Source organism: Devosia sp., from assembly GCF_028290625.1.
Lineage (GTDB): Bacteria > Pseudomonadota > Alphaproteobacteria > Rhizobiales > Devosiaceae > Devosia.
This window is the reverse complement of record NZ_JAQGJM010000021.1, coordinates 117,932-142,075: the sequence shown is the minus strand read 5'-3', so window position 1 is coordinate 142,075 and position 24,144 is coordinate 117,932. Positions and strand designations below refer to the sequence as shown.

22 protein-coding genes are annotated in these 24,144 nt (G+C 63.3%); 15 read left to right on the top strand and 7 right to left on the bottom strand.

Annotation, left to right across the window (positions count from 1 at the left end; all coding sequences use genetic code 11):
• The first annotated feature begins 17 nt into the window (after positions 1-17).
• The 9 genes from argS to surE all read left to right on the top strand — a co-directional run bounded on the left by argS (position 18) and on the right by surE (position 9,991).
• The gene (gene argS / locus JWR51_RS12060) at positions 18-1,766 is read left to right on the top strand and encodes an arginine--tRNA ligase (protein WP_299747689.1); all 1,749 of its coding nucleotides are present in this window, start codon (positions 18-20) and stop codon (positions 1,764-1,766) included.
• A gap of 80 nt (positions 1,767-1,846) precedes the next feature.
• The gene (locus JWR51_RS12055; protein WP_299747688.1) at positions 1,847-4,189 is read left to right on the top strand and encodes an SPOR domain-containing protein; all 2,343 of its coding nucleotides are present in this window, start codon (positions 1,847-1,849) and stop codon (positions 4,187-4,189) included.
• 101 nt (positions 4,190-4,290) lie between these two features.
• Positions 4,291-5,079: a ScpA family protein gene (locus JWR51_RS12050; RefSeq protein WP_299747686.1), complete on the top strand. Its 789-nt coding sequence runs from the start codon at positions 4,291-4,293 to the stop codon at positions 5,077-5,079.
• Entirely contained in the window at positions 5,076-5,756 is a 681-nt protein-coding gene (scpB, locus tag JWR51_RS12045; protein ID WP_299747684.1) for an SMC-Scp complex subunit ScpB, read from the top strand. The genes JWR51_RS12050 and scpB overlap by 4 nt, the downstream gene beginning before the upstream one ends.
• 91 nt (positions 5,757-5,847) lie before the next feature.
• Positions 5,848-6,063 (top strand): twin-arginine translocase TatA/TatE family subunit, encoded by a 216-nt coding sequence (gene tatA / locus JWR51_RS12040; RefSeq protein ID WP_299721865.1) that lies wholly within the window; start codon positions 5,848-5,850, stop codon positions 6,061-6,063.
• Positions 6,064-6,123: 60 nt separating this feature from the next.
• Positions 6,124-6,807, top strand: coding sequence for a Sec-independent protein translocase protein TatB (tatB, locus tag JWR51_RS12035; RefSeq protein ID WP_299747682.1), 684 nt, complete (start codon positions 6,124-6,126; stop codon positions 6,805-6,807).
• Between the two features lie 3 nt (positions 6,808-6,810).
• On the top strand, positions 6,811-7,626 hold the full coding sequence (gene tatC / locus JWR51_RS12030; RefSeq protein ID WP_299747680.1) for a twin-arginine translocase subunit TatC: 816 nt from the start codon (positions 6,811-6,813) through the stop codon (positions 7,624-7,626).
• 263 nt (positions 7,627-7,889) lie between these two features.
• On the top strand, positions 7,890-9,221 hold the full coding sequence (gene serS, locus JWR51_RS12025) for a serine--tRNA ligase (protein WP_299747678.1): 1,332 nt from the start codon (positions 7,890-7,892) through the stop codon (positions 9,219-9,221).
• A complete protein-coding gene (surE, locus tag JWR51_RS12020; RefSeq protein WP_299747677.1) occupies positions 9,221-9,991 on the top strand; it encodes a 5'/3'-nucleotidase SurE in 771 nt (256 codons plus the stop codon). The genes serS and surE overlap by 1 nt, the downstream gene beginning before the upstream one ends.
• Positions 9,992-9,998: 7 nt before the next feature.
• Here the strand turns inward: surE and JWR51_RS12015 are convergent, their stop codons facing one another.
• Positions 9,999-10,538, bottom strand: coding sequence for a DUF202 domain-containing protein (locus JWR51_RS12015; RefSeq protein ID WP_299747675.1), 540 nt, complete (start codon positions 10,536-10,538; stop codon positions 9,999-10,001).
• 197 nt (positions 10,539-10,735) lie between these two features.
• Here JWR51_RS12015 and JWR51_RS12010 point away from each other — a divergent pair, with 197 nt between their 5' ends.
• Complete coding sequence (locus tag JWR51_RS12010; protein WP_299747673.1) at positions 10,736-11,998, top strand: peptidoglycan DD-metalloendopeptidase family protein; 1,263 nt, start codon at positions 10,736-10,738, stop codon at positions 11,996-11,998.
• A gap of 264 nt (positions 11,999-12,262) precedes the next feature.
• Here JWR51_RS12010 and JWR51_RS12005 read toward each other — a convergent pair whose 3' ends face one another.
• Positions 12,263-13,135: an ATP-binding protein gene (locus tag JWR51_RS12005; RefSeq protein WP_299747672.1), complete on the bottom strand. Its 873-nt coding sequence runs from the start codon at positions 13,133-13,135 to the stop codon at positions 12,263-12,265.
• 202 nt (positions 13,136-13,337) lie between these two features.
• Between JWR51_RS12005 and yajC the strand changes: the two genes are divergently transcribed.
• From yajC to JWR51_RS11985, 4 genes are all read left to right on the top strand, one after another.
• Positions 13,338-13,697, top strand: coding sequence for a preprotein translocase subunit YajC (yajC, locus tag JWR51_RS12000; RefSeq protein ID WP_299747670.1), 360 nt, complete (start codon positions 13,338-13,340; stop codon positions 13,695-13,697).
• 60 nt (positions 13,698-13,757) lie between these two features.
• Positions 13,758-16,310 (top strand): protein translocase subunit SecD, encoded by a 2,553-nt coding sequence (gene secD / locus JWR51_RS11995; RefSeq protein WP_299747668.1) that lies wholly within the window; start codon positions 13,758-13,760, stop codon positions 16,308-16,310.
• A gap of 149 nt (positions 16,311-16,459) precedes the next feature.
• Positions 16,460-16,843 carry an MTH938/NDUFAF3 family protein gene (locus JWR51_RS11990; protein WP_299747666.1) on the top strand — a complete coding sequence of 128 codons (384 nt, stop codon included), beginning with the start codon at positions 16,460-16,462 and terminating at the stop codon, positions 16,841-16,843.
• Complete coding sequence (locus tag JWR51_RS11985; protein ID WP_299747664.1) at positions 16,843-17,685, top strand: phytoene/squalene synthase family protein; 843 nt, start codon at positions 16,843-16,845, stop codon at positions 17,683-17,685. Before JWR51_RS11990 ends, JWR51_RS11985 begins: the two co-directional genes overlap by 1 nt.
• On the opposite strand, the gene JWR51_RS11980 is transcribed toward JWR51_RS11985, so the two are convergent.
• Both JWR51_RS11980 and trmFO read right to left on the bottom strand, forming a co-directional pair.
• A complete protein-coding gene (locus tag JWR51_RS11980; RefSeq protein WP_299747662.1) occupies positions 17,682-18,131 on the bottom strand; it encodes a thioesterase domain-containing protein in 450 nt (149 codons plus the stop codon). The genes JWR51_RS11985 and JWR51_RS11980 overlap by 4 nt on opposite strands.
• 21 nt (positions 18,132-18,152) lie before the next feature.
• Complete coding sequence (gene trmFO, locus JWR51_RS11975) at positions 18,153-19,535, bottom strand: methylenetetrahydrofolate--tRNA-(uracil(54)-C(5))-methyltransferase (FADH(2)-oxidizing) TrmFO (protein WP_299747660.1); 1,383 nt, start codon at positions 19,533-19,535, stop codon at positions 18,153-18,155.
• Positions 19,536-19,636: 101 nt separating this feature from the next.
• Here trmFO and JWR51_RS11970 point away from each other — a divergent pair, with 101 nt between their 5' ends.
• Positions 19,637-20,287: a glutathione S-transferase family protein gene (locus JWR51_RS11970; RefSeq protein ID WP_299747658.1), complete on the top strand. Its 651-nt coding sequence runs from the start codon at positions 19,637-19,639 to the stop codon at positions 20,285-20,287.
• Between the two features lie 79 nt (positions 20,288-20,366).
• On the opposite strand, the gene JWR51_RS11965 is transcribed toward JWR51_RS11970, so the two are convergent.
• From JWR51_RS11965 to uvrA, 3 genes are all read right to left on the bottom strand, one after another.
• Positions 20,367-20,516 carry a DUF1127 domain-containing protein gene (locus JWR51_RS11965; protein ID WP_081917282.1) on the bottom strand — a complete coding sequence of 50 codons (150 nt, stop codon included), beginning with the start codon at positions 20,514-20,516 and terminating at the stop codon, positions 20,367-20,369.
• 195 nt (positions 20,517-20,711) lie between these two features.
• On the bottom strand, positions 20,712-20,864 hold the full coding sequence (locus JWR51_RS11960; RefSeq protein WP_299747656.1) for a hypothetical protein: 153 nt from the start codon (positions 20,862-20,864) through the stop codon (positions 20,712-20,714).
• A 197-nt stretch (positions 20,865-21,061) separates the two neighbouring features.
• Positions 21,062-23,956, bottom strand: coding sequence for an excinuclease ABC subunit UvrA (gene uvrA / locus JWR51_RS11955; protein ID WP_299747654.1), 2,895 nt, complete (start codon positions 23,954-23,956; stop codon positions 21,062-21,064).
• Between the last annotated feature and the right edge of the window lie 188 nt (positions 23,957-24,144).

Genomic DNA, 24,144 nt, shown 5'->3' with positions numbered 1-24,144 from the left:
ACACAGTCAGGTTTATCATGGACGTTTTCGCCCTTTTTGCATCGCGCGTCGCCAGCGCGCTCAAGGTTCTCTATCCCGAAGTTGGCGCCGACCTGTTGGCCCGCATCGTGGTCGAGCCGCCGCGCGATGCCGCCCATGGCGATCTGAGCACCAATGCCGCCATGGTCGTCGCCAAGCCGCTGGGCAAGAACCCGCGCGAAGTCGCCACGGCGCTGGTCGAGCATTTCAAGCACGACGCCGATGTGACCTTGGTTGAAGTCGCCGGTCCCGGCTTCATCAATTTCCGCCTTGCCGACGCCATCTGGCACCAGGTGCTGCGCTCGATTGCGGCGCAAGGCGCCGACTACGGCCGCTCCAATCTGGGTGGCGGCGAAGCCGTCAATATCGAATATGTCTCGGCCAATCCGACAGGGCCTATGCATGTCGGCCACACCCGCGGCGCCGTGTTCGGCGATACGCTGGCCTCGCTCATGGCCTATTCCGGCTATGAGGTGACGCGCGAATATTACATCAACGACGCCGGCAGCCAGATCGATACGCTGGCGCGGTCCACCATGCTGCGTTACCGCGAAGCATTGGGCGAAACCATTGAGATTCCGTCCGGCTTCTATCCAGGCGATTATCTGGTGCCGGTCGGGCAGGCGCTGAAGGCTGAGTACGGCGACAAGCTGCTCGCCATGCCTGAGCCCGAAGCTACCGCCATCGTCAAGGATCGCGTCCTCGCCGCCATGCTGGAACTGATCAAGTCCGATCTTGCTCTGCTCAATATCCATCACGACGTGTTCTTCTCGGAACGCCAGCTACACGGGCAGGGGGGGGATATCGACCTCACGCTCGAATGGCTGCGCTCCAAGGACATGGTCTATCAGGGCCATCTGGAGCGCCCCAAGGGCGGCGATACCGATGGCGATTATGAGGACCGCGAGCAGACCCTGTTCCGCGCCACCAATTTCGGTGACGACGTCGACCGGGCGTTGATCAAGTCGGACGGCTCATACACCTACTTTGCGGCCGATATCGCCTATCACCGCAACAAGTTCCTGCGCGGCTTCAAGCACATGATCAACGTGCTAGGCGCCGATCACTCGGGTTACGTCAAGCGGCTGCAGGCGGCGGTCAAGGCCGTTTCGCTGAATGCTGCCGATATGGACGTGCGCATTTGCCAGCTCGTGCGGCTGATGAAGAACGGCGAGCCGTTCAAGATGAGCAAGCGTTCCGGCGACCTCGTCACCCTGGCCGACGTGGTCGAGGAGGTCGGCGCCGACGCGACTCGCTTCATGCTGATGTTCCGGCGCAATGATGCTTCGATGGACTTCGACTTTGCTTTGGTGAAGGAGCAGACCCGCGACAATCCGGTGTTCTACGTCCAGTACGCCCATGCGCGGACCTTCTCGATCTTCCGCAACGCGGGTAAAGAGCTGCCAGCGCTGGATTTTTCGGCGGAGGCGCTCAAGGTCGCCGAGATCGAACGCATCGTTACAAGCGCCGAACTCGACCTGATCCGGGTGCTGGCCGCATGGCCCAGAACTGTCACTGCAGCCGCTATTGCGCATGAGCCCCATCGTATTGCATTCTATGTACATGACTTGGCAGCCGCGTTTCACGGATTCTGGGCCAAGGGCAAGGACGACGTGCAGTTACGCTTTGTTAACGTTGAAGATCCAAAGCTGACTTTGGCAAGACTCGCCCTGGTCAATGCCGTCCGTCAGGTCATCGTCAATGGTCTGACAATATTAGGCGTCTCTGCGCCCGATGAGCTTTCATAATTCGGGCGCAATAGTGTGATGATTGGCGAAAAATGCCCGGAATGGGCGCCGTTTCAGCAACTTTAGAGGGTGCTGCTAACATGACGACAGGCAAACCGCAGCAGATGTCCAACGAATCGAATTCTTCGGACGATCTGATCGCCGAGCTGTCCAAGCTGATGGCTCAGGATGCTCACGGGAACCGCCAGGACGTTAAGCCGCCGCAGAATGCTACGCCCGCTCCGGATTTCTCCGCGCGTCCGACTCCGGCTGCCACCCCTTCGCCCGAAGGCCAGGTGACCCCATTCGCCGTGCGCATCCCCGGTGCCGCGCCGGCGCCCGCAGCTGAGCCCGCCCCCGCAGCGCTGGCCCCGCGTTTCGATTTCAGCCGCGCGGCCGAGCCTGTCGCCACCATTCCGCGTCAGGAACCATCCTTCGCGCCCGCTCCGGTCGCGGCAGCCTCGTCACAGCCGGCGCCCACCTCGGATGAGCCCCGCAAGGACGAACCCGAGCCGTTCCATTTCGATTTCAATCTCGGGCAGCAATCCGCGTCGCAGCTGCAGCCCGTAGCGGCACCGGCCGCTGCGGCTCTGGCCGCCGATGACCACGATGCCATTGCCGATCTGATCGCCGCCGAGCTGATGAATGACATGACTGCGGCGGCAACACCTGCCGCCGCCGAGCCTGCTCCGGTTCAAACTGCGCCCGCCGAGCCGATGGCCGCAGCGCCTGAGCCCGTGAAGGTCAGTGAGCCCGTAAAAGCCAGTGAGTCGGCCAAGGTCGCGTCATGGGCCCCCACGACGGTAACGACCAATCTGTCGGATCGCCCGGCCCAGGCCCGTCCCACGCTGCGCCCTGTCAATCTGACGCCGGTGCACAAGGAAAATGTCGCCAGCGATACCTTCCGCATTCCGCCAGTTTTCGGACTCGGCACGACGCCGTCCCCGGCCAATGTCGCGCCTGCGGCCGTGACGCCGGCTACTGCGCCCGTTGCGCCTGCTCCCGAACAGGTCGCTGCCCCCAAGCCGCGCCCCGAACATGGCTATCTTTCGCCGGTCCCGGTCGAGCCAGCCATGGCGCCGCCCGCTAATGATCTGGAATCCGGCCGCGATCCGATCGACGAAATCGAAAGCCTGATTGGCCGCGCCGTTCGCGTCGAACTCGACAGCGTTCGCGACCAGCAGCAGGCGCGTGCGACCGTCGCTCCCGCCTTGCGCAGCCTGGCGACGCCCACCATGCCGCAGCAAGCGGCCCCACAGGCGCTATCGAGCGCCGACGAAACCATTATGGCCGCTGCCGCCGCCACGGGCGCGGAAATCGGCTGGGTCAACCACGAGGACGATCGTTCCGCCGTTAGCATGGAGGAGCCGAATCGCCGCCGGGATCGCGCGCCGCGCCGCTCCGGCATGCTCCGGGCCTTTGTCGGGCCGCTGGTCGCCGTAGCATTGCTGCTGGCCGCCGGCTTCGGCCTTTATTCCGTGCTCGGCCTTGGCGGCACCAATGGCCCCGCGCCGGTCTTGGTCGCCGATACCGCCCCGATCAAGCAGGTCCCCGAAGCCAAGGGTCCCGTCGAGCAGTTGCAGCAGTCCATCGTGTTCAACGAAATGGACGGCGTCGTCCCCGGCGCCGAGGAACAATTGGTGTCGCGCGACCAAGCCGACGTCAATGAAGTCACCGCCATTCCGCCGACCGCCGCCGTCACCGACGAGGGCCTGGCTAACCGCAAGGTCCGTACCGTGACCGTGCGCCCTGACGGCTCCATCGTCAGCGGCGAAGACAGCGTCGCGGGCGCCGCGATCCTGCCCGTCGATCGCCCCAACGTCCCCGCCGTCCCGGGCGCCGAAACCGCCAGCCCGTCGCTGCTGGCAAGCGCCAACGCCACCGAGCCGACACCCGCTCCGGTGGCCGCCCCTACGCCCGCACCTGTTGCCGCCGCTCCGGTGACGCCACTCGTGCCCGGCACCGAAATTGCCGTGGTTGATCCCACGGGCGCGCCGGTCACCGGCAAGACCGCGCCGGTTCCCTATGTCCGCCCCGCCTCGGTCGGTGACGCTCCGGCAACGGGTCCGGTGAATGCCACCGTAGACGCACCGCAGGCCAGCCTGCCGACGCCGGCTCCTGCGCAAAATCTGGCGGCCCCGGTAGCCAGCGCGAATACCCAGCAGCCGGCACAGCCAGTCGTTGCTACCCAGCCCACCAGCAATGCCGCCGCCTATGCGCAGCTCTCCTCGCAGCGCTCGCCCGAGGTGGCCCAGCAGGTGGCCAACGACCTGTCGGCCCGTTACGCTCCGCTGCTCAACGGCGCAAAGCTCGAAATCACCCGCGCCGATCTGGGCGAACGCGGCACCTATTATCGCGTTCGCGTGCCTGCCGCCTCGCAGGCGAGCGCCGCGCAGTTCTGCGCCAGCGTTGTTGCCAGTGGCGGCGATTGCGTCGCCATGTAATTTGCCTTGGGGCAGGGGCGTTTGCCCTCCCCATCGCGCTTGACGCCCCCGGTCCCAGCGGCCAAGCTTCGCACGGTAATTAACCTGCGGCCCCTTTCCCCATGACGAGTGCTCCGACCGATTGGTTCGATGCTCCCGCGCCTCCGGCCGCGGACGACGTCATGTATGTCGATGTCGACGGCTACGAGGGCCCGCTCGACCTGCTGCTCGATCTCGCTCGCCGCCAGAAGGTCGATCTGGCTGCCATTTCCATTCTGGCTCTGGCCGAGCAATATCTCGCCTTCATCGAAACAGTGCGCGAGCAGCGTATCGAGGTTGCCGCCGATTATCTGGTGATGGCGGCCTGGCTGGCCTATCTCAAATCGCGCCTGATGGTGCCCCAGGCCCCCAATGATGACGAACCCTCCGGCGAAATGCTGGCCGCAATGCTGCAATTCCGCCTCAAGCGGCTGGAAGCCATGCGCCGCGCCGCTAGCCAGTTGATGAACCGCCCGCGCCTCGATTTTCAGGTCTATGCTCGCGGCGCCCCTGAGCCGATCGAGATTGCGCGCAACAATATCTGGGAAGCCAGCCTGTTCGACCTGCTCAAGGCCTATGCCACCAATCGCGAGCGGGGTATCTCCACCGACTATTCCCCGTTGCTGCGCACCGTGTGGTCACTGCAGGACGCCCGCGACATTCTGCAGCGGCTGATCGGCGACAGCTTCGATTGGGTGCCGATGGACAGCTACCTCGCGCAATACCTCACCACCCCGGGGGAGCGCGCCACCGTCCGCGCCTCCAGCTTCGCCTCCAGCCTCGAACTGGTCCGCCAAGGCAAGATCGACCTGCGCCAGACCGAAGTGTTCGGGCCGCTGTTCATGCGCCGCAGCAAGAGTGACCCGCGGTGAACGACAACGATGCCGAGCACGCCGAAGTGGCTGAGCGCAATCTGCGTATCCTCGAGGCGCTGTTGTTCGCCTCGGCGGAACCGCTGGCACCGTCCGACATGGCGGCCTATCTGGGGCAGGGCGCCAATGCAGAGGCGCTGCTGGCCGAGCTTGCCCGCCGCTACGCGCCCCGCGGCGTCAATCTGGTGCGCCGCGGCGACAAATGGGCCTTTCGCACCGCCGATGATCTCGGTTTCCTGCTGCGCCGCGAACAGCACGCCACCCGCCCGCTGTCCCGCCCCGCACTCGAAACCCTTTCCATCATTGCCTACCATCAGCCCACGACCCGCGCCGAAATCGAGGAAGTGCGCGGCGTCTCGACCGACCGCAATACGCTGGCGCTACTGATGGAGGCCGGCTGGGTGCGCATGCGTGGCCGCCGCCGCACCCCCGGCCGCCCGGTCACCTATGGCACCACCGACGCCTTCCTCGATCATTTCGGGCTGGAGAGCCTGGGTGACCTGCCGGGCCTTGAGGAACTCAAGGGCGCCGGCCTGCTGTCGGGACGCCTGCCTTCGACGCTGCAAATCCCGCTGCCCTTCGATGGCGCGTTGCGCGAGGACGAGGATCCGCTCGATCCGGACGACCTTGACGGCGGCCGCGATTTGGAGGACGACCCTGGTAACCGTGCCGATTGACAACACGTTCTTGTGTTAGGGCGCGATTAAACCTATTTCTCGTCCTAACTATCGATGTATCGCGTTCTGACGAAGTTCAAGGAGCCTAAAAATGCACGCGCCAGGAATTTGGGGCATACTGATTGTTGCCGTCGTCGTCATCCTGCTGTTCGGTCGCGGCAAGATTTCCGGCGTCATGGGTGAAGTCGCCACCGGCATCAAGGCCTTCCAGAAGGGCATGAAAGACGACGAGAAGCCGGCGGAACGCGTCACCACGACGACCGCCGATATCGATGCTCGCGAAGTCGATCGCAGCAAGGACGCCTAAGCGCGCCCGTGTTCGTAGCGGCCGGTTTCCGGCCGCTGGGTCATCAAGGAATAAGAACATATGCTCGGCTTAGGCTGGACAGAGATGCTGGTTATCGGCGTCGCGGCGTTGATTTTCATCGGTCCGAAGGACTTGCCTGTCGTCATGAAGCGCCTGGGCCAGCTCACCGGCCAGATCAGGCGCATGGGCAACGAGTTCCAGCGCGAGATCAACAAGACCACCGGGCTCGATGAAGTGCGCAACCTGCGCAATGCCATCACGCAGCCACTCAAGCAGACCACGGACCAGATCCGCAAGGATTTCAACGCCATGACGGCGACGGGCGAGGTCAAGCCCAGCGGTCTCATCAAGCCTGCCGACCCCAAGGTCGAAAGCGTGGTCGATGAAATCCGCGCCCAGGCCGGCATGACCCCGCCTTCGCCTGCTCCCGCGCCGACCCCGGTCAAGGCCGCCATCACGCCCAAAGCGCCGGCTGTCAAAAAGGCCGTCGCCAAGGCCAAGGCAGCGCCGACCAGCCCGGTTACCACCAGCGACCTCAAGATACTGGAAGCCGTGCCGGCCCCCGCTGAGTCGCAGCCGATCGACATGAAGCCGGTGGTCAAAAAGCGCACGCCCAAGGTCGCGCCCGGCAATACCGTTCCGGTGCTGCCCACCGAGCCCGCCGATTCTCCGGCGGCGCCCACGCCCCGGGCCCGCTCCCCGCGCAAGCCTAAGACATCCCCCGCGAAAGCCGGAACCGAATAAACCATGGCCGACGCAAAACTGCTCGAAGACAAGTCCAAGGAACCCGTCGATGAACTCGCCGGCAGCGAAGCGCCGCTGCTCGAGCATTTGATCGAGCTGCGCAAGCGGCTGATCTATTCGGCGGTCGCGCTGGTCATCCTGATGATCGGCTGCTTCATTTTCGCCGGCCAGCTCTATGACCTGCTGCTGCAGCCCTATCTCAAGGCTGTCCCCGGCACCAAGCTGATCACCACGGCGCCGCAGGAACAGTTCTTCACCTATCTTAACGTGGCGATGTTCTGCGCCATTTTCCTCGGCTTCCCCATCGTCGCCAGCCAGATTTATATGTTCGTGGCCCCGGGCCTTTACAAGCACGAACGCCACGCCTTCATTCCGTACCTGGTCGCCACGCCAGTGCTGTTCTTCCTCGGTGGGTGCCTGGTTTATTTTGCCGTGCTGCCCATGGCGCTGCATTTCTTTGCCGGCATGCAGACCGACCACATCGAGATGATGACCAGCGCGTCCGAATATCTCGGCTTCGCCATGACGCTGATTCTGGCGTTCGGCGTGTGCTTCCAATTGCCCGTAGTGTTGACCCTCCTGGCGCAGATCGACCTGATCAATGTCAAGATGCTCAACCACGGGCGTCGCTATGCCGTCGTCGGCATCCTGATTTTCGCCGCCTTCATCACCCCGCCCGATCCGATCTCCCAGATCGGCCTCGCGGTGCCGATGTACCTGCTCTATGAAATCTCGATACTCTCGGTCCGCCTGGTGGAAAAGCGCCGCGCACGGGATGAGGCCGCACGGGCCGCTGCGGAAGAAGCGTCGTCGGAGTAAGCCCCCCTCATCCGCCCTTCGGGCACCTTCTCCCACGAGGGGAGAAGGGGACGGAGCCGATAATTCTCAGTCGACATCCCTCTCCCCCTTGCGGGAGAGGGTGACTTAGCTGCGTTCAGCAGACAAGTCGGGTGAGGGGTTCCGCGCCATCAGCGTCTACCTTAGGGATTGCAGCTTCCCCCGCGCATCCTTAGACATGCATCCAACATCGTCGTCGGCCCACCGGGCCCAAGCTAGAGGCGGGGCCGCGTCCCCGGCTGAACATGTTCGATATCAAATGGATCCGCGCCAATACCGAAGCCTTCGATACGGCTTTGTCCCGCCGCAAGGGTATCACGACGCGCTCGGCCGACCTGCTGGCCATCGATGACCGCCGCCGCGACATCATCGTTCGCCTCAACGAGGCCCAGGAAAAGCGCAACGCGCTGTCCAAGCAGATTGGCCAGGCCAAGGCCCAGAAGGACGAGGCCAAGGCCGCCGAACTGATGGCCGAAGTCGCTCGCCTCAAGGACACCATTCCGGCTGGCGAAGCGGAAGAGCGCGCCGTCGAGCTCGAACTGCGCAACGCCCTCTCGGTCCTCCCCAACATCGCCTTCGACGACGTGCCCGATGGCACCGACGAAGCCGGCAATGTCGAGTATTTCGGCCGTAACGGCTCGCCCGAAACCGCCGCCAAAGTCCGCGCCCCACGGCCCAGCTTCGCCTTCGCCCCCAAGGAGCATTACGAAGTCGGCGTCGCCGCCAATGGCAATATGGATTTCGAAATCGCCGCCAAACTCTCCGGCAGCCGCTTCGTCGTGCTGAAGGGAGAGGTCGCTCGCCTCGAGCGCGCCCTCGGCCAGTTCATGCTCGACCTGCATACCAATGAGCACGGCTACCTCGAAGTCCAGCCGCCACTGCTGGTCAAGGACGACGCGCTGTTCGGCACCAACCAGTTGCCGAAATTCGAGGATGACCTGTTCTTCGCCCCACATGGCGATGGCCGCCTTGCGCTCATCCCCACCGCCGAAGTGCCGCTGACCAACATGGTCCGCGAGTCCATTCTGAGCGAAGAAGAACTCCCCCTCCGCCTCACCGCGTTGACGCCGTGCTTCCGCTCCGAGGCAGGCTCGGCTGGTCGCGATACGCGCGGCATGTTGCGCCAGCATCAATTCAACAAAGTCGAGATGGTGTCGATCACCACGCCCGAAACCTCGACCGACGAGCATGAGCGCATGCTGACCTGCGCCGAGACCGTGCTGCAAAAGCTCGGCCTGCATTATCGCGTCATGAACCTGTGCACCGGCGATCTCGGCTTCGGCGCCAAGAAAACCTATGACCTCGAAGTTTGGCTGCCCGGCCAGGACACCTATCGCGAAATTTCCTCGGTCTCGGTCTGCGGCGATTTCCAGGCCCGCCGCATGGACGCGCGCTATCGCCCCTCTGGCGAAAAGCAGGCGCCGCGCTTCGTACACACGCTCAACGGCTCCGGCACCGCCGTTGGCCGTTGCCTCATCGCCGTGCTGGAAAACTATCAGCAGGAAGATGGCTCGGTCCTCGTCCCCGACGTGCTGCAGCCCTATATGGGCGGCCTCAAGTCGATCGGCGGCCGCTAATGGCCCTGCGCATCCTCATCACCAATGACGATGGCGTGGATGCGCCCGGCATCGCCGTGCTCCAGGCCATCGCCGCCCAGATCAGCGACGATGTCTGGACCGTGGCCCCCGACAGTAACCAGAGCGGGGCAGGGCACCGCTTCACCCTGCGTCGGGAACTGGCGATCGACCAACGCGCGGACCGTATCTTCGCCATCACCGGCGGCTCGCCCGCCGACTGCGTCGTCGCCGGCATGACCCACATCCTGGGCGACAAGCGCGCCGACGTCGTCCTCTCGGGCGTCAATGCGGGCCAGAACCTGGGCGATATCATTCACGCCTCGGGCACGGCGGCCGGCGCCCGCGAAGGCGCGCTGCAAGGCGCCATCGCCATCGCCATGAGCCAATCCATCGATTTCGAAGGGGGCCGCGAGATCCTCTGGGAGAACGCCACGATCCACGGCGCCGCCACCGTCCGGGCAATCCTTGCTGCCCACGCGGGCGACGACGTCTATTACAACGTCAATTTTCCCGACTGCCCGCCTGATGAGGTGACCGGCATCAGCGTGGTGCCCCACCAGCGCTTCTCCCGCTCGCCGTTTGGCTATTACGCCAGTCACAACGCCGGAAAATTCTTCGTCGCCATCCCCGAAACACCGCTGCCGCTGACCCGCGAACATGATTTCGAGGTCATGCGCAAAGACAACGCCATCACCGTGACGCCACTGCTGCTGCAGCAGACGGACATGGGCGTGGTGGAGCGGCTGCGGGGCAAGCTGCGGTTGGCGTAGCGCCACGTCAGTCGTAGTGCAGGCCGCGCCGCCGATTGATCTCGTCCGCAAAATATTGTGCCTGGGCGGAGTCGATGCCGACCACGCCCATCATTGGCACTCTGTTCAGATAGTCCAGTGAGCGCGGGCCTGGATTATCGCCCGTCTTCCGGAAGTGTTCTTCCTCGGTGTCGATGCGGAAGTCGAGATAGACGTAGGGGATTTGTTCTACGTGCCTCACTGTGACATAGGCACCTCCCAATGTCAGAAGGTTGAACAGTACGGTCCCGCCGCCGGCGTTGCGATATTCAAGCATGTCTCCGTCCAGCCATAGCCTTGGCTTGTGTCGCGAGAACCACCTCTTCACCCCCATGACCAGCGTTACAATGCCGACGGCGCCAAACAGGCCACCATAAAGCCCAGGCGTGGGACCGAACTGCCTGCTGAGCAGGGTGAGTGCGACTGCAACAGCCAGCAGCACGAGCGATAGCGTCAGAAATACACGGACGCCCTGAGGGGCGAGGATGGCGTGTCGGTCATCTGGCTCGCCGGCAACTGGATAGGACATGATGGGGCTCGTGAGAGGAAGCGTCGCAGCTTTGTCGGGCAGTTCGGTCCACTCAGCATGGGGCCTCCGCCCTTAACCTTACCCAATCCCGAATCTCCCTGCGCCAATTTCACGCAAATCGCATCGGCTTTAAACTCGTCTTTACCTTACCGGCCTAGTCTCTGACTTGTGTTGAGTACCTGCGTACGAGTAAACTGATGAGTATCCGCGTATCCCGTCGGGCGCTGAAAAGCGCCGCAGCGATTGCAGGCATCATGGTTGGGGCGGTTGCCCTGTCAGGATGCGCCTCTGTCGGTGGCCGTGCCTTTGGTGACAGCACCGTCACCGGTTCCGCCGGCCAGTCCAGCCCCTCCAATCTCAATCAGCCCATGCCCGGCTCGCTCGGTGCGCCGAACATGCAGGTGGCCGATAGCCAGTTCCTGCCCCCCGCCAATGTGGGCGGGTTTGCCCCGCCGCAGCAGAATTGGTCGCAGCAGCAGTCTTACAACCAGCCCGTGGGCGGCATGACTTCGCCCATTTCGAACGGGGGCGGCATGCAGTCCGTGTCCTCGCAAGACCTTCCAGTCCTCGGTTCAAACTCTCCAATGGGAAATCAGCAAGCCATGCAACCTCAGCAGAACCTTGCCCCGGTTGCAGCCATGCCAATGCCCGCTGCCCTGGGTGCACCCGCCGCAATGCCCGCACCCCAGCTCGCCGCAGCATCGGGCAATGCCTATACCCATCAGATCGCCAGCGGCGAGTCGCTCTATACCATCGCCCGCCGCTACGACGTGACCACCCAGGCGATCGTGCAGGCCAATGGCCTTGGCTCACCCGACAAGATCGTCGTCGGCCAGCGCGTCATCATTCCGGGTCGTGCCGACTTGCTGGCCTCCAAAGGCCCACAGGCCGCCCCGGTCCAGTTGGCCTCGGCCGCTCCGGTCCTCGGCAGCCAGCCGATGCCCCTGGGCTCTCGCCCGGCAGCACAGCCCGTTCCGCTGCAGGCGACGCTTCCGTCCAGCCCCGCTGTCGTCGCGCCAGTCCAGCAGGCGGCTCCCGCCGTGGTGCAGCAGGCCAGCGTGCAGCAGCCGGTCTCCGAGCCGGTCATGTCCGGCAGCGACAAGTTCCGCTGGCCCGCCAGCGGTCGCATCATCACGGATTTTGCCAGCTCCAAGGGCACCGGCATCAATATCGAAGTGCCTGAAGGCTCGCCGGTCAAGGCCGCTGAAAACGGCACGGTGATCTATGTCGGCTCGGGCGTCGAAGGCTATGGCAACCTCATCCTGCTGCGCCACCCCAACGGGTTCGTCTCGGCCTATGCCCACCTCAAGTCGATGTCGGTGGCCAAGGGCGACACCGTCAATCGCGGCGACGGTATCGGCACCGCCGGCATGACCGGTTCGGTGTCCAAGCCTCAGCTCCACTTCGAGCTGCGCAAGGGCGCCACGCCGGTCGATCCAGTGCCGCTGCTCGCCAGCTAAGCAGTTACGAGGCCACTCGTAATGAAAATCCCCGCGCAAGCGGGGATTTTCGTTTTGTAGCTTTCGAAAAAGCTCAAGGCACTCCTGGCTTTAGGCATCATCTATCCCACCCACCGTTCCTCCCGCGGACTTGATCCGCGGGCCCTTCACCGCTTGTGCCGTGCTGAGCGCGGCCCGCGGATCAAGTCCGCGGGAAGGCCGGTGGGTGGGGCGCGTTCAGCGAAGAGGTGCGGGCAGTAGGAGCTTCCGAACCCAAGGTTGCCCCTAAGCACTCTTCCCCATCTCCCCCGCCAGCGTGCGTACCAATTGGATCGCCACACGTCCCGACCGTGCTCCGCGCGTCGCGGCCCATTCGATCGCCCGTGCCCGCAGCGTCTCGTCATCGATCTCCAGCCCATAATGATCCGCATAAGTCCGTACCATGACGAGGAACGTCGGCTGGTCGCAATTGTGGAAGCCCAGCCACAGCCCGAACCGGTCGCTGAGCGAAACCTTCTCCTCCACCGCTTCGCCGGGATTGATCGCCGTTGAGCGCTCGTTTTCGATCATGTCGCGCGGCATCAGGTGGCGTCGGTTGCTGGTGGCATAGAACAGCACGTTGTCCGGCCGCCCCTCGAGCCCGCCATCCAGAATGGTCTTGAGCGATTTGTAGCTGGTCTCGCCATTGTCGAAGCTGAGGTCGTCGCAGAACACGATGAACCGCGCCTCCTGCTTGCCGATCGCCCGCATCAGCGCCGGCAGCGTCTCGAGGTCCTCCCGCGCGATTTCGATCAGCACCAGCCGCTCGAATCCATCACGCTCGCCGATGTCGGCATGGATCGCCTTGACCAGCGAACTTTTGCCCATGCCGCGCGCGCCCCACAGCAGCGCATTGTTGGCGCCGTGGCCGCGGGCGAACTGCTCGGTATTGCGCAACAGGATGTCCTGTACCGCGTCGATTCCCTTGAGCATGGCCAGCGGCACGCGGCTCACGCGCGGCACCGCCATCAATTGTCCGGCACCCGCATCCCAGTGATAGGCGTCCGCCGCGCCAAGACCGCCTGCGACGGCCTCCGGGGCAGGGCGCATCGCCGCCAGCGCCTCTGAAATTTCGGCCAGTGCGCCGGCAATTTGCGCCAGGTAGTCCTTGCTCTTCACTTGGGTCGTTCCACTTCAATCCGCGTCATTATGTGTCCCCGGAATGCCTTTGCAATCACAGGGGGGCAAATGTATAGTCCGCGCGATTTTGACCGGGGCGCAAGTGCACATTGCCCCAAATGCGTCCAGTCCACGCGCGCAAGCGTTGTCGGGTCCTGTCGCGTCCCTCCCAAGCAAAAACAATGAAAAAGGAGCTCGCCTCATGTTCGTTACCCAAGCTTATGCTCAAGCCGCTACCGGCGCCGCTGCTGCCCCCACCGGCGGCATGACCGATATTCTCGTCCAGCTCGCGCCCATCCTGCTGCTGGTCGTTATTTTCTACATGCTGATCTTCCGCCCGCAGCAGAAGCGCGTAAAGGCCCAGCAGGCCATGCTGAGCGCGATCCGCCGTGGCGACACCGTCGTCACCACCGGTGGCATTGTCGGCAAGGTCACCAAGGCTGTTGACGGCGAAGACCTCGAAGTCGAAATCGCCACCGGCGTCAAGGTCAAGCTGGTGCGCGGCATGATCTCCGATGTTCGCTCCAAGGCCGAGCCCGTCAACGACAACAAGCCTGCGTAATTAGCGGCGCTTATGCCGGGGCCAATGGCTCCGGCTTTTTCTGTCTTCAGGACACCCCAGATGCATTTCTCGCCGATCCGCACCGCCATCATCGCCATCGTCGCCATAGTCGGGCTGCTGCTCGCTATTCCGAGCTTTCTGAGCAAGGACCAACTGGCCGCCTGGCCGGGTTTCCTGCCGCATCAGACGGTGGTGCTGGGTCTCGACCTGCAGGGCGGCTCGCATCTGCTGCTCCAGGTCAACAAGCAGGGCATCATCACCGAGCGCGTCGGCGAATTGCGCCGCGACGCCCGCACCGTGCTGGCCAACGATAACGGCATCGGCAACCTGATCACCGTCAACGCTGCCGGCAACGGTATCGAAGTCGAGCTGACCGACCCGACCCAGAAGGCCGCGGCCGTCACGGCCCTGGCCACGCTGCAAAACACCGTCTCCAATTCGATGTTTGCCGTTGGTGGCGTCAGCGAGCTGGAATTCGGCGAAACGCCCGACGGCAAGCTGACCGCCAACCTGACCGATCAGGGCGTGGCCGAGCGCATGTCCTCGCTGGTCGCCCAGTCGATGGAAGTGATCCGCAAGCGCGTTGACGAGTTGGGCACCACCGAGCCGCAGATTCAGCGCCAGGGCACCGACCGTGTGCTGGTCCAGGTTCCCGGCTTCGAGGACTCCACCCGCCTCAAGGACATCATTTCTCGCACTGCGCGCCTCACCTTCCACATGGTCTATCCCGGCCTGACGGCCGATCAGGCCGATGCCCAGGGCCTCCCCGCCGGCACCTATATCCTGCCCAGCAATGATGGCGGCCGCGAACTGCTCTATGAAGATGTCGCCATCGGTGGCGAATCCCTGGTCGATAGCCAGCCGAGCTTCGACAGCCAGCGCGGCATTCCCGTCGTCAGCTTCAAGTTCGATACCCGTGGCGCCGTCACCTTCGGCCAGATCACGTCGGCCAATATCGGCAAGCGTTTCGCCATCGTGCTCGACGACCAGGTCATCACCGCCCCGGTCATTCAGTCGGCCATCACCCAGGGCACTGGCCAGATCAGCGGCAGCTTCACCACCCAGTCGGCCAACGATCTCGCGGTGCTGCTACGCGCTGGCGCCTTGCCCGCCTCGCTCGACATCGTTGAGGAACGCTCCGTGGACGCCAGCCTTGGTGCTGACTCCATCAAATCCGGATTGATCGCCGGTATCGTCGCCGCCGTCGGCGTGCTGAGCTTCATGATCATCGCCTATGGCCTGTTCGGCGTTTTCGCCAACGTCTCGCTGATCCTCAATATCGTACTGATCTTCGGCGCCCTTTCGGCGCTGGGGGCCACGCTGACCTTGCCCGGCATCGCCGGTATCGTGCTCACCATCGGTATGGCGGTCGATGCCAACGTGCTGATTTATGAGCATATCCGCGAGGAGCAACGCGCCGGCCGCTCGGCTTTGCAGTCGATCAATGCGGGCTTCAGCCGCGCCTGGACCACCATCATCGATTCCCACCTGACCCAGTTGATCGCCGCCACGGTGCTCTACTTCATGGGCTCGGGTCCGGTGCAGGGCTTTGCCGTCACCCTGGCGTTGGGCATCCTCACCTCGCTGTTCACCTCCTACACCGTCACCCTGTGGTTGGTCGGCATCTGGTTCCGCGCCCGTCGCCCCAAGACGCTGAAAATCCAGCATTTCCGCTTCATCCCGGATGGCACCAAGATCCCGTTCATGAAGATATCGCGCTACGTGATCATCTTCTCGATCGTGATGAGCATCCTCTCCATCGGTTCGGCCTACTTCAAGGGCTTCAACCTAGGCATCGACTTCATCGGCGGCACCGCCATTGAAATCCAGCATGTCGGCGGCCCCGCCGATGCGGGCCAGGTACGCGAGCTGCTCGATGGCCTCGGCCTGGGCGAAGTCCAGGTGCAGGGTTTCGGCACCCCTACCGACGTTCTTGTCCGTGTTCAGGCCCAGGAAGGCGGCCAGGACGCCGACCAGGTCGCCGTCACCAAGGTGCGCGAAGCCTTGGCCACGCAGAACTACGAAATCCGCCGTACCGAGGCCGTCAGCGGCACCGTGTCTGGCGAACTGGCCTATAAGGGCATCGTCGCCGTCATCGTCGCCCTGGTGGCAATCCTGATCTACATCTGGGTTCGCTTCGAGTGGCAGTTCGCCATGGCGGCCGTCACCACCACCACGCACGATATCATCATGACCATCGGGCTGTTCTCGATTACCGGATTGGAGTTCAATCTGACCTCCATCGCGGCGGTCTTGACCCTAGTGGGTCTCAGTTTGAACGAGACCGTCGTCATTTCCGACCGTGTTCGCGAGAACCTGCGAAAATACAAGAAAATGCCACTACCCGAGTTGATCGATCTGTCGATCAACCAAACCATCGTGCGCACCTCGCTGACGTCGTTCACCGTGTTCCTGGCGCTCGTGCCCCTGGTGCTGTTCGGCGGCGAAGTCATTCGCAGCTTCACCATCGCCATGACCTTCGGCATGCTGGTTGGCATGTACTCCTCGATCATCGTCAACGGCCCGATCCTGATCAATTTTGGTCTCAAGGCCCGCGCCGACATCCCCGAGGACAAGAACAAGCTCAAGAACTCCGAGGGCGCCCAGGTCTAGGGCAGGGGATCCTAACCCCGACTATTCTCACGAGGGAGGGATGACCCCGGTCCGTCCCAACCACCGAGCCCCCTTCTCCCCTCGTGGGAGAAGGTGCCCGAAGGGCGGATGAGGGGGGCCTTGGCGCTCACCGCAACCAAAGGCCACCCATGACCGACACCGGCCACTATCCCCAGCAAGTCATGATCGACGCCTACGGCAATCACGGATTCCGCTTCGCCGATATGTCGCATCGCGGCTCGTTGCTGTGCCTGCCCACCGGCATGTTCGCCTGGGACGTGACGACTGCCGCCGAGATCACGCTGGAAGCCCTGGCGCCCGTCCTCGCTGTAGCCGACCAGATCGATGTGCTGTTCATCGGCTTGGGGAAGGACATCGCAGCCATCGATCCCGCCATCCGCACCGCCTTCCGAGAGCGCAGCGTCATCATTGAAGCCATCGCCACCGGTGGAGCTTTGCGCACCTATAACGTGCTGATGGCCGAACACCGCGCCGTCGCCGCCGCCCTCATCGCCGTCGATACGGCTCGTTGATGGCCAAAGAATCCTTCATCCACGCCGCCGAAGCCCTGCGCGCCGCCGACCGTGACCGCTTCCTCTCGACCCTCGTCCTCTCCGGCTCGCACCGCGACGGCGTGGTGGCGCTCTATGCCTTCAACGCCGACGTGGCCTCGATCCGTGATCGCGTCTCCGACCCGGCGCCCGGCGAAATCCGCCTGCAGTGGTGGAACGATGCGCTGGAAGGGCAGGGCCATGGCGCTATCCGGCAAAACCCCGTCGCCGACGCATTGCTCGACACCATCGCGGCCTACAACATCCCTATCGGCACGCTGCAGCGCTTGCTCGGCGCCCGCCGCTTCGATCTCTACGACGACCCTATGCCCGATCTGCCGACCTTCGAGGGTTATGCCGGCGAAACCGCCTCGACGCTCTATCAGCTCGCCGCCATGATCCTCAACAATGGCGAATTGATCGAGGCCGGCGATGCGGCCGGACATCTCGGCGTCGCCCATGCCCTGATCGGCCATTTGCGCGCCTTCGGCTATACGGCGTCGCAGGGCCGCATCATGCTGCCCTGGTCGATCTTCGTCGCCAACGGTGTGCAGGAACGTGAAATCTTCTCGGGCACACCGAGCGAGGCCCTGCACGAAGCGCTGGGGCAGGTGACCGATCTCGCCCGCGACCATCTCGGCAAAGCCGAAACGGCCATCGCGACGCTACCGGCGACGCTCCGCCCGGCATTTGCACAAATCGCGGTGCTGAAGGCTCAACTCGCCCTGCTGGACCGCCGGGCCAACGCCTTCGAGCCCGCCGCCGACGATGCCGACTGGCGCAAGCTTACGCGCCTCGCCTGGTGGACCTTCCGGAACCGCTAAAGCCCGGCGCCAAGCGCCACGAACTCGCCCGTCAGCCGCCCGGCCTCATGCCCTTCGAACTCCAGCACCGCGCCAATCGAAATCCGTGCGCGCCCCTTGCGACCGAGCATCTTCACGAACCCATCCCAGTTCGCCCCCACTTCAAAATATGACCGCGCCGTAAAAGCTCCGGAAATCGGTGCCAGATAATCCATCTCATTGCGCTGAATCACCACGCGGCTCTCCAGCCCCGCCGCCGTCAGCCGCAAATGCAGCAGCGACCAACACGCCAATATCGCCACCGCCGACGCACTGCCGCCGAACACCGTCTCCCGATGATTGATATTCGGCCCCAGCGGCGCGCTGAGGACAACGGCATCATCGGCAATCGAGACCACGCTCACCTCCATCGCCTTGGACAATGGAATATGATCGTGCAGGTAACTCTGAAGTGCGGACGGCGTCATGCGTCACCTCGATGAAGCAGGCTAGGCCCAGTCCCCGATATCCACCAATGCCCGGCCGGTGATCGCCCGGCGCTTGGCGATGACCTTGTCATTGCCCTTCCACTTGACCCCTTCGGGCTTGACCACTTTGACTTCCGGAAACAGCCCGAAATTGACGTTCATTGGCTGGAAGCTGCGGGCCCCCGAATAGGCCTCGCCCTCGATATGCCCACCGGTAATGTGCCCGATCAGCGCCCCTAGCGCCGTCGTCACCGGCGGCGTCGCCATCACTTCGCCACGCGCTTCCGCCGCCGCCAGCCGTCCCGCGACCAGCCCGATGCTGGCGCTCTCGACATAGCCCTCGACGCCCGTCACCTGGCCAGCAAAGCGAATGCGCGGATCGGCCTTCAGCTTCAAATCCGGCCCCAACACCTTGGGAGAGTTGAGGAACGTATTGCGATGCAACCCGCCCAGCCGCGCGAATTGCGCATTCTGCAGGCCCGGGATCATGCGGAAAATCTCCGCCTGGATGCCGTAGCGCATCTTGGTCTGGAACCCGACCATGTTCCACAGCGTGCCCAGCGCATTGTCCTGCCGCAACTGCACGATGGCATAGGCCTTGACCGTGGGGTTACGTGGATTGGTCAGCCCCACCGGCTTCATCGGCCCGTGCCGCAGCGTCTCGCGCCCGCGCTCCGCCATCACCTCGATGGGCAGGCAACCGTCGAAATACGGCACCTTCTCCCAGTCCTTGAACTCATGTAGGTCGGCGCCGAGCAGGGCGTCGACAAAGGCGTTGTACTGGTCCTGGTCCATTGGGCAGTTCAGATAATCCGCCCCGTTGCCCGACGGACCCACCTTGTCGTAGCGCGACTGCGCCCAGACGATGTCCATGTCGACGCTGTCTTTATGCACGATCGGTGCGATCGCATCGAAGAAGGCCAGCGCATCCTCGCCCGTCAGCGACTGGATACCCGCCGCCAAGGCTGGCGAGGTCAGCGGCCCCGTTGCGATGATCACATTGTCCCACTCGGCCGGCGGCAGGCCTTCGACTTCTGCCCGGTCGATGGTGATATTCGCATGTCCCTCGATCGCTGCCGTTACCGCTGCGGAAAACGCGTCGCGGTCCACCGCCAGTGCGCCGCCAGCGGGCAGGGCGTTGGCATCCGCCATCCGCATGATCAGCGAGCCGCAGCGCCGCATTTCCTCATGCAGCAGACCGACCGCGTTCTGGTCCTTGTCGTCGGAGCGGAAACTATTGGAGCAAACGAGCTCCGCCAGGCCATCGGTCTGGTGCGCGTCGGTGCCGCGGACCGGCCGCATCTCGTGCAGCACGACCTTGACCCCGGCCTCCGCCGCTTGCCACGCCGCTTCCGATCCGGCGAGACCGCCGCCGATGATATGAATGATGTCTGATTTTGCCATGGCTGGCAGATACCAAGCCCGTCCCCCCGGCGCAACATAAGCTTTCCGCCGCCTTGACGGACGCACTAGCGGCGCGATTATGGGCATAAAAGGAACACCTCATGCCCGCGCCGCTGACCCTTTGGGGCCGCAAAAGCTCCTGCAATGTGCAAAAGGCCCAATGGCTGCTCGAAGAGCTTGGGCTGTCCTATGACCACAAGCCGGTCGGTGGGCGCTTCGGTGGCCTCGATGACGCCTATCGCGCCCTCAATCCCAACGGTCTGGTCCCCACCTTGCAGGATGGCGACGTCACCCTCTGGGAAAGCCATGCCATTGTGCGCTATCTCGCTGCGACCTATGGCGATTCTTCCCTGTGGCCGGCCGACCCGCGACGCCGCGCGCTTGCCGATCAATGGACCGATTGGACCGCGACGACGTTTCAACCGGCCTGGATCGGCCTGTTCTGGGCAGTGGTGCGGACCCCGGTCGAGGAGCATGACGCGGTCGCCATCGCCGGCTTCCATGCCAGCAGCCTCGCCGCCTTCGCGATACTCGAGGCCGAGCTCACCCGGCGGCCCTATCTGTCGGGCGAATACTTTGGCTATGCCGATATTGTTGCAGGCGTTTCGCTCTATCGCTGGTTCGATATGGCGATTGAAAGGCCCGCAATGCGGGCGGTTGAGGCCTGGTACGCCCGACTTGAGGAGCGTTCGGCGTTCCGCAACGTAGTCATGGTGTCCTACGCCGAACTGGCTGGGCGACTGGCTTTCTAGGGCACAAAGAAAAACGCCCGCATCTTAGAAAGAGGCGGACGTTCGGTTTAGTTCAGAGGCTAGTCTAGCGCGGGCAGTCTTACAGCGAAGAAGCATGGTCGCGGGCGATACGATTGATATCGGTGCGCGAAATGCCCAGGTCGTTGAGCTGGCGATTGTCGAGAGCGGCAAGCTCACGAACGGTCTGCTGATAAGCGGCCCACTTTTTGAAAGTCTTGCGAATGTCCATTTGAAGTCTCCTTGCGTTTACGAGGATATATCTAGTGGGGTTCGGTCAAGATGAGCAGTGGGCCATTTATCAATGAAGCTATGCGGTCTACGCGGGTCTTTAACCAACGACGTTCATCCGGCGTTAAGCTTGCCGGAATGGCGACGGCCGCCGGAGGGAGGTCCGACGGCCGCGCAAACTCTATAATGACTGAGATCAGCGGTCGAACAGACCGCGCGTCATCTTGTGGAAGTCAGGGGCACAAAGCCCCAGCAGGTCGGCATCTCGCGTCGAGGGAACGTCTATTTCCCGCAACGCTTGCTTGATGTCGACCAGGCGTTTCGAACGCCAGACGGCACGCACAAACATTGGCAGAGTTCCTAGACTGGTTACGACCTTAGCAGCATGAGCTGATTTGAGCCGCCGCACCATGCCGTAAACGTCAACCACGGCATGCGCCGATCGCATGGCATTTTCACAATTCCGTCGCGTACTCCTGTCAGCGGATTCCGCGCAAGGTCCCTAATTCGCTAGCATCTGGTTAGCATTGAGGTCGCTTACCAGCACTATTCCGCAGCCTTGCTGGAAAACTGCGGCCGCCGCGACATGATGTCCTTCAAGAACATCCCGGTATGCGAGCGTTTGTTCTCGGCAATCGTCTCGGGGGTCCCCACACCCACAATCTCGCCGCCGCCATCGCCACCCTCGGGTCCCAGGTCGATGACCCAGTCCGCCGTCTTGATGACTTCCAGATTGTGCTCGATGACGACGACGGTGTTGCCGCCATCCACCAACTGGTGCAGCACCTCGAGCAGCTTGGCCACGTCATGGAAATGCAGCCCGGTGGTCGGCTCGTCCAGCATGTAGAGCGTTCGCCCGGTTGCCCGCTTGGAGAGCTCCTTGGAAAGCTTGACGCGCTGCGCCTCGCCGCCCGACAGGGTCGTGGCCGGTTGCCCGACTTTGACATAACCCAGCCCGACCCGCTGGAGCGTGGCGAACTTCTCGCGGATCGTCGGCACCGCCGAGAAGAAGTCGACGCCCTCGTCGATGGTCATGTCGAGCACGTCGGAGATCGACTTGCCCTTGAACTGAACTTCCAGCGTTTCGCGATTGTAGCGCTTGCCCTTGCAGACGTCGCAGGTGACGTAGACGTCGGGAAGGAAGTGCATCTCGATCTTGAGGACGCCATCGCCCTCGCACTTCTCGCAGCGGCCGCCCTTGACGTTGAAAGAGAACCGCCCCGGCCCGTAGCCGCGCTGCTTGGCTTCCGGCAGGCCGGCAAACCACTCGCGCAGCGGCGTGAAGGCGCCCGTATAGGTGGCCGGATTGGAGCGTGGCGTCCGTCCGATCGGGGACTGGTCGATATCGATGACCTTGTCGAGCAATTCCAGGCCGGTCAGCGACTCATGCGGCGCCGGCATCACACGTGCGCCATTCAGCCGCCGCGCGATGGCGGTGTACATGGTGTCGATCATCAGGGTCGACTTGCCGCCGCCCGATACGCCGGTGATGGCCACGAACATGCCCAGCGGCACATCGACCGAGACGTTCTTGAGATTGTTGCCGGTCGCGCCCTTGAGACTCAGCGCCTTGCCCTTCTTGGCCTGGCGCCGTTCGGCGGGAATCGGAATGCCCATGCGGCCGGACAGGTATTGCCCGGTCAGGCTATCGGGATGCTTGAGGATATCCTCGGGCGTGCCTTCGGCGACGATATGGCCGCCATGCACGCCCGCACCGGGGCCGATATCGACCACGTAATCGGCGGTCATGATGGCGTCTTCGTCATGCTCGACCACGATCACCGTATTGCCGATGTCACGTAGCCGCCGCAGCGTGTCGAGCAAGCGGGCGTTGTCGCGCTGATGCAGGCCGATGGAGGGCTCGTCGAGCACATACAGCACGCCCGTCAGCCCGGAGCCGATCTGGCTGGCGAGGCGAATGCGCTGGCTTTCGCCACCCGAGAGCGAGCCGGAATTGCGCGCCAGCGTCAGGTAATCCAGCCCCACATCGTTGAGGAAGTTCAGCCGCTCGCGGATCTCCTTGAAGATGCGTTCGCCGATCTGGCGTTGCGTGTCATTGAGCTTGGCGTTCAGCGTCTCGAACCATTCCGAGGTCGCCCGGATGGATTTCTCGGTGACCTGGCCGATATGCAGTCCGTCGATCTTGACCGCCAGCGTCTCCGGCTTCAGCCGATAGCCGCCACAGGCCACGCAAGGCGCCTGCGACATGTATTTCTCGATCTCTTCGCGCATGCCGGCGCTTTCGGTCTCTTTGTACCGGCGATCGAGATTACCGATCACGCCTTCGAACGGCTTGCTCGTCTTGTACTGCCGCAGACCATCGTCATAGACGAAATTGATCGCTTCCTTGCCGGTGCCATAGAGGACCGCATGCTGTACTTCGAAGGGCAGCTCGTTCCAGGCGGTGCCGGTCGAGGCGCCATAATGCTTGGCCACGGCGCTTAGCGTCTGCAGATAATAGGGCGCCGAGGTCTTGGACCACGGGAGGATGGCCCCGTCGCGCAACGACAGGCTGGCATCGGGCACGATCTGGTTGGGATCGATCTTCTGCTCGGTGCCGAGGCCATCGCAAACCGGGCAGGCGCCGAAGGGGTTGTTGAACGAGAACAGCCGTGGCTCGATTTCGGCAATGGTGAAGCCGCTCACCGGGCAGGCGAACTTTTCCGAGAATGTGACCTGCCGCTGGGTGCCGTCTTCGTTCTTCTCGTCGGCGAATTCTACCAGCGCGATGCCGTCGGCCAGCTTGAGTGCCGTCTCAAAACTTTCGGCCAGGCGGCCGGCAATATCGGGACCGACCACGATGCGGTCGACCACGACTTCGAGATCATGCTTCAGCTTCTTGTCGAGGGCAGGGGCCTCCTCGATCTCGTAATACTCGCCGTCGATCTTGACGCGCTGGAAGCCTTTGCGCATCAGGTCGGCGAGTTCCTTCTTGTACTCACCCTTGCGGCCGCGCACCATCGGCGCCAGCAGGAACAGGCGTGTGCCCTCGGGCAGTTCCATGACCTTGTCGATCATCTGCGACACCGTCTGGCTTTCAATCGGCAGGCCGGTCGCGGGCGAATAGGGAATGCCGACGCGCGCGAACATTAGGCGCAGATAGTCATAGATCTCGGTGACCGTGCCCACCGTCGAGCGCGGATTGCGCGAGGTGGTCTTCTGCTCGATGGAGATGGCCGGCGACAGGCCCTCGATATGCTCGACATCGGGCTTCTGCATCATTTCAAGGAACTGCCGCGCATAGGCGGACAGGCTCTCGACATAGCGGCGCTGACCCTCGGCATAGATGGTGTCGAACGCCAGCGACGACTTGCCGGAGCCAGAAAGCCCGGTCATCACGATCAGGCTGTCGCGCGGCAGGCGTACGTCGATGCCTTTGAGATTATGCTCCCGTGCCCCACGGACGATGATTTCGCGGTTCTGGCTGGGCTTTGGCGTCATGATCGTATCCATGGCTCGGGCGCGCATAGTCGGGCGCCTCGGCAGATATAATAGGGTATGGCGAGCGGGGTAAGCCGCAGAAATAAGAACAAGGCATGCGTCTTGCAAGTTCCGCTTCGCCCTTGGCGGCTGGCAACTCTCACCTTGCCGTGAAATGAGAACATTGGGCGCGCACGATGCGGAACATA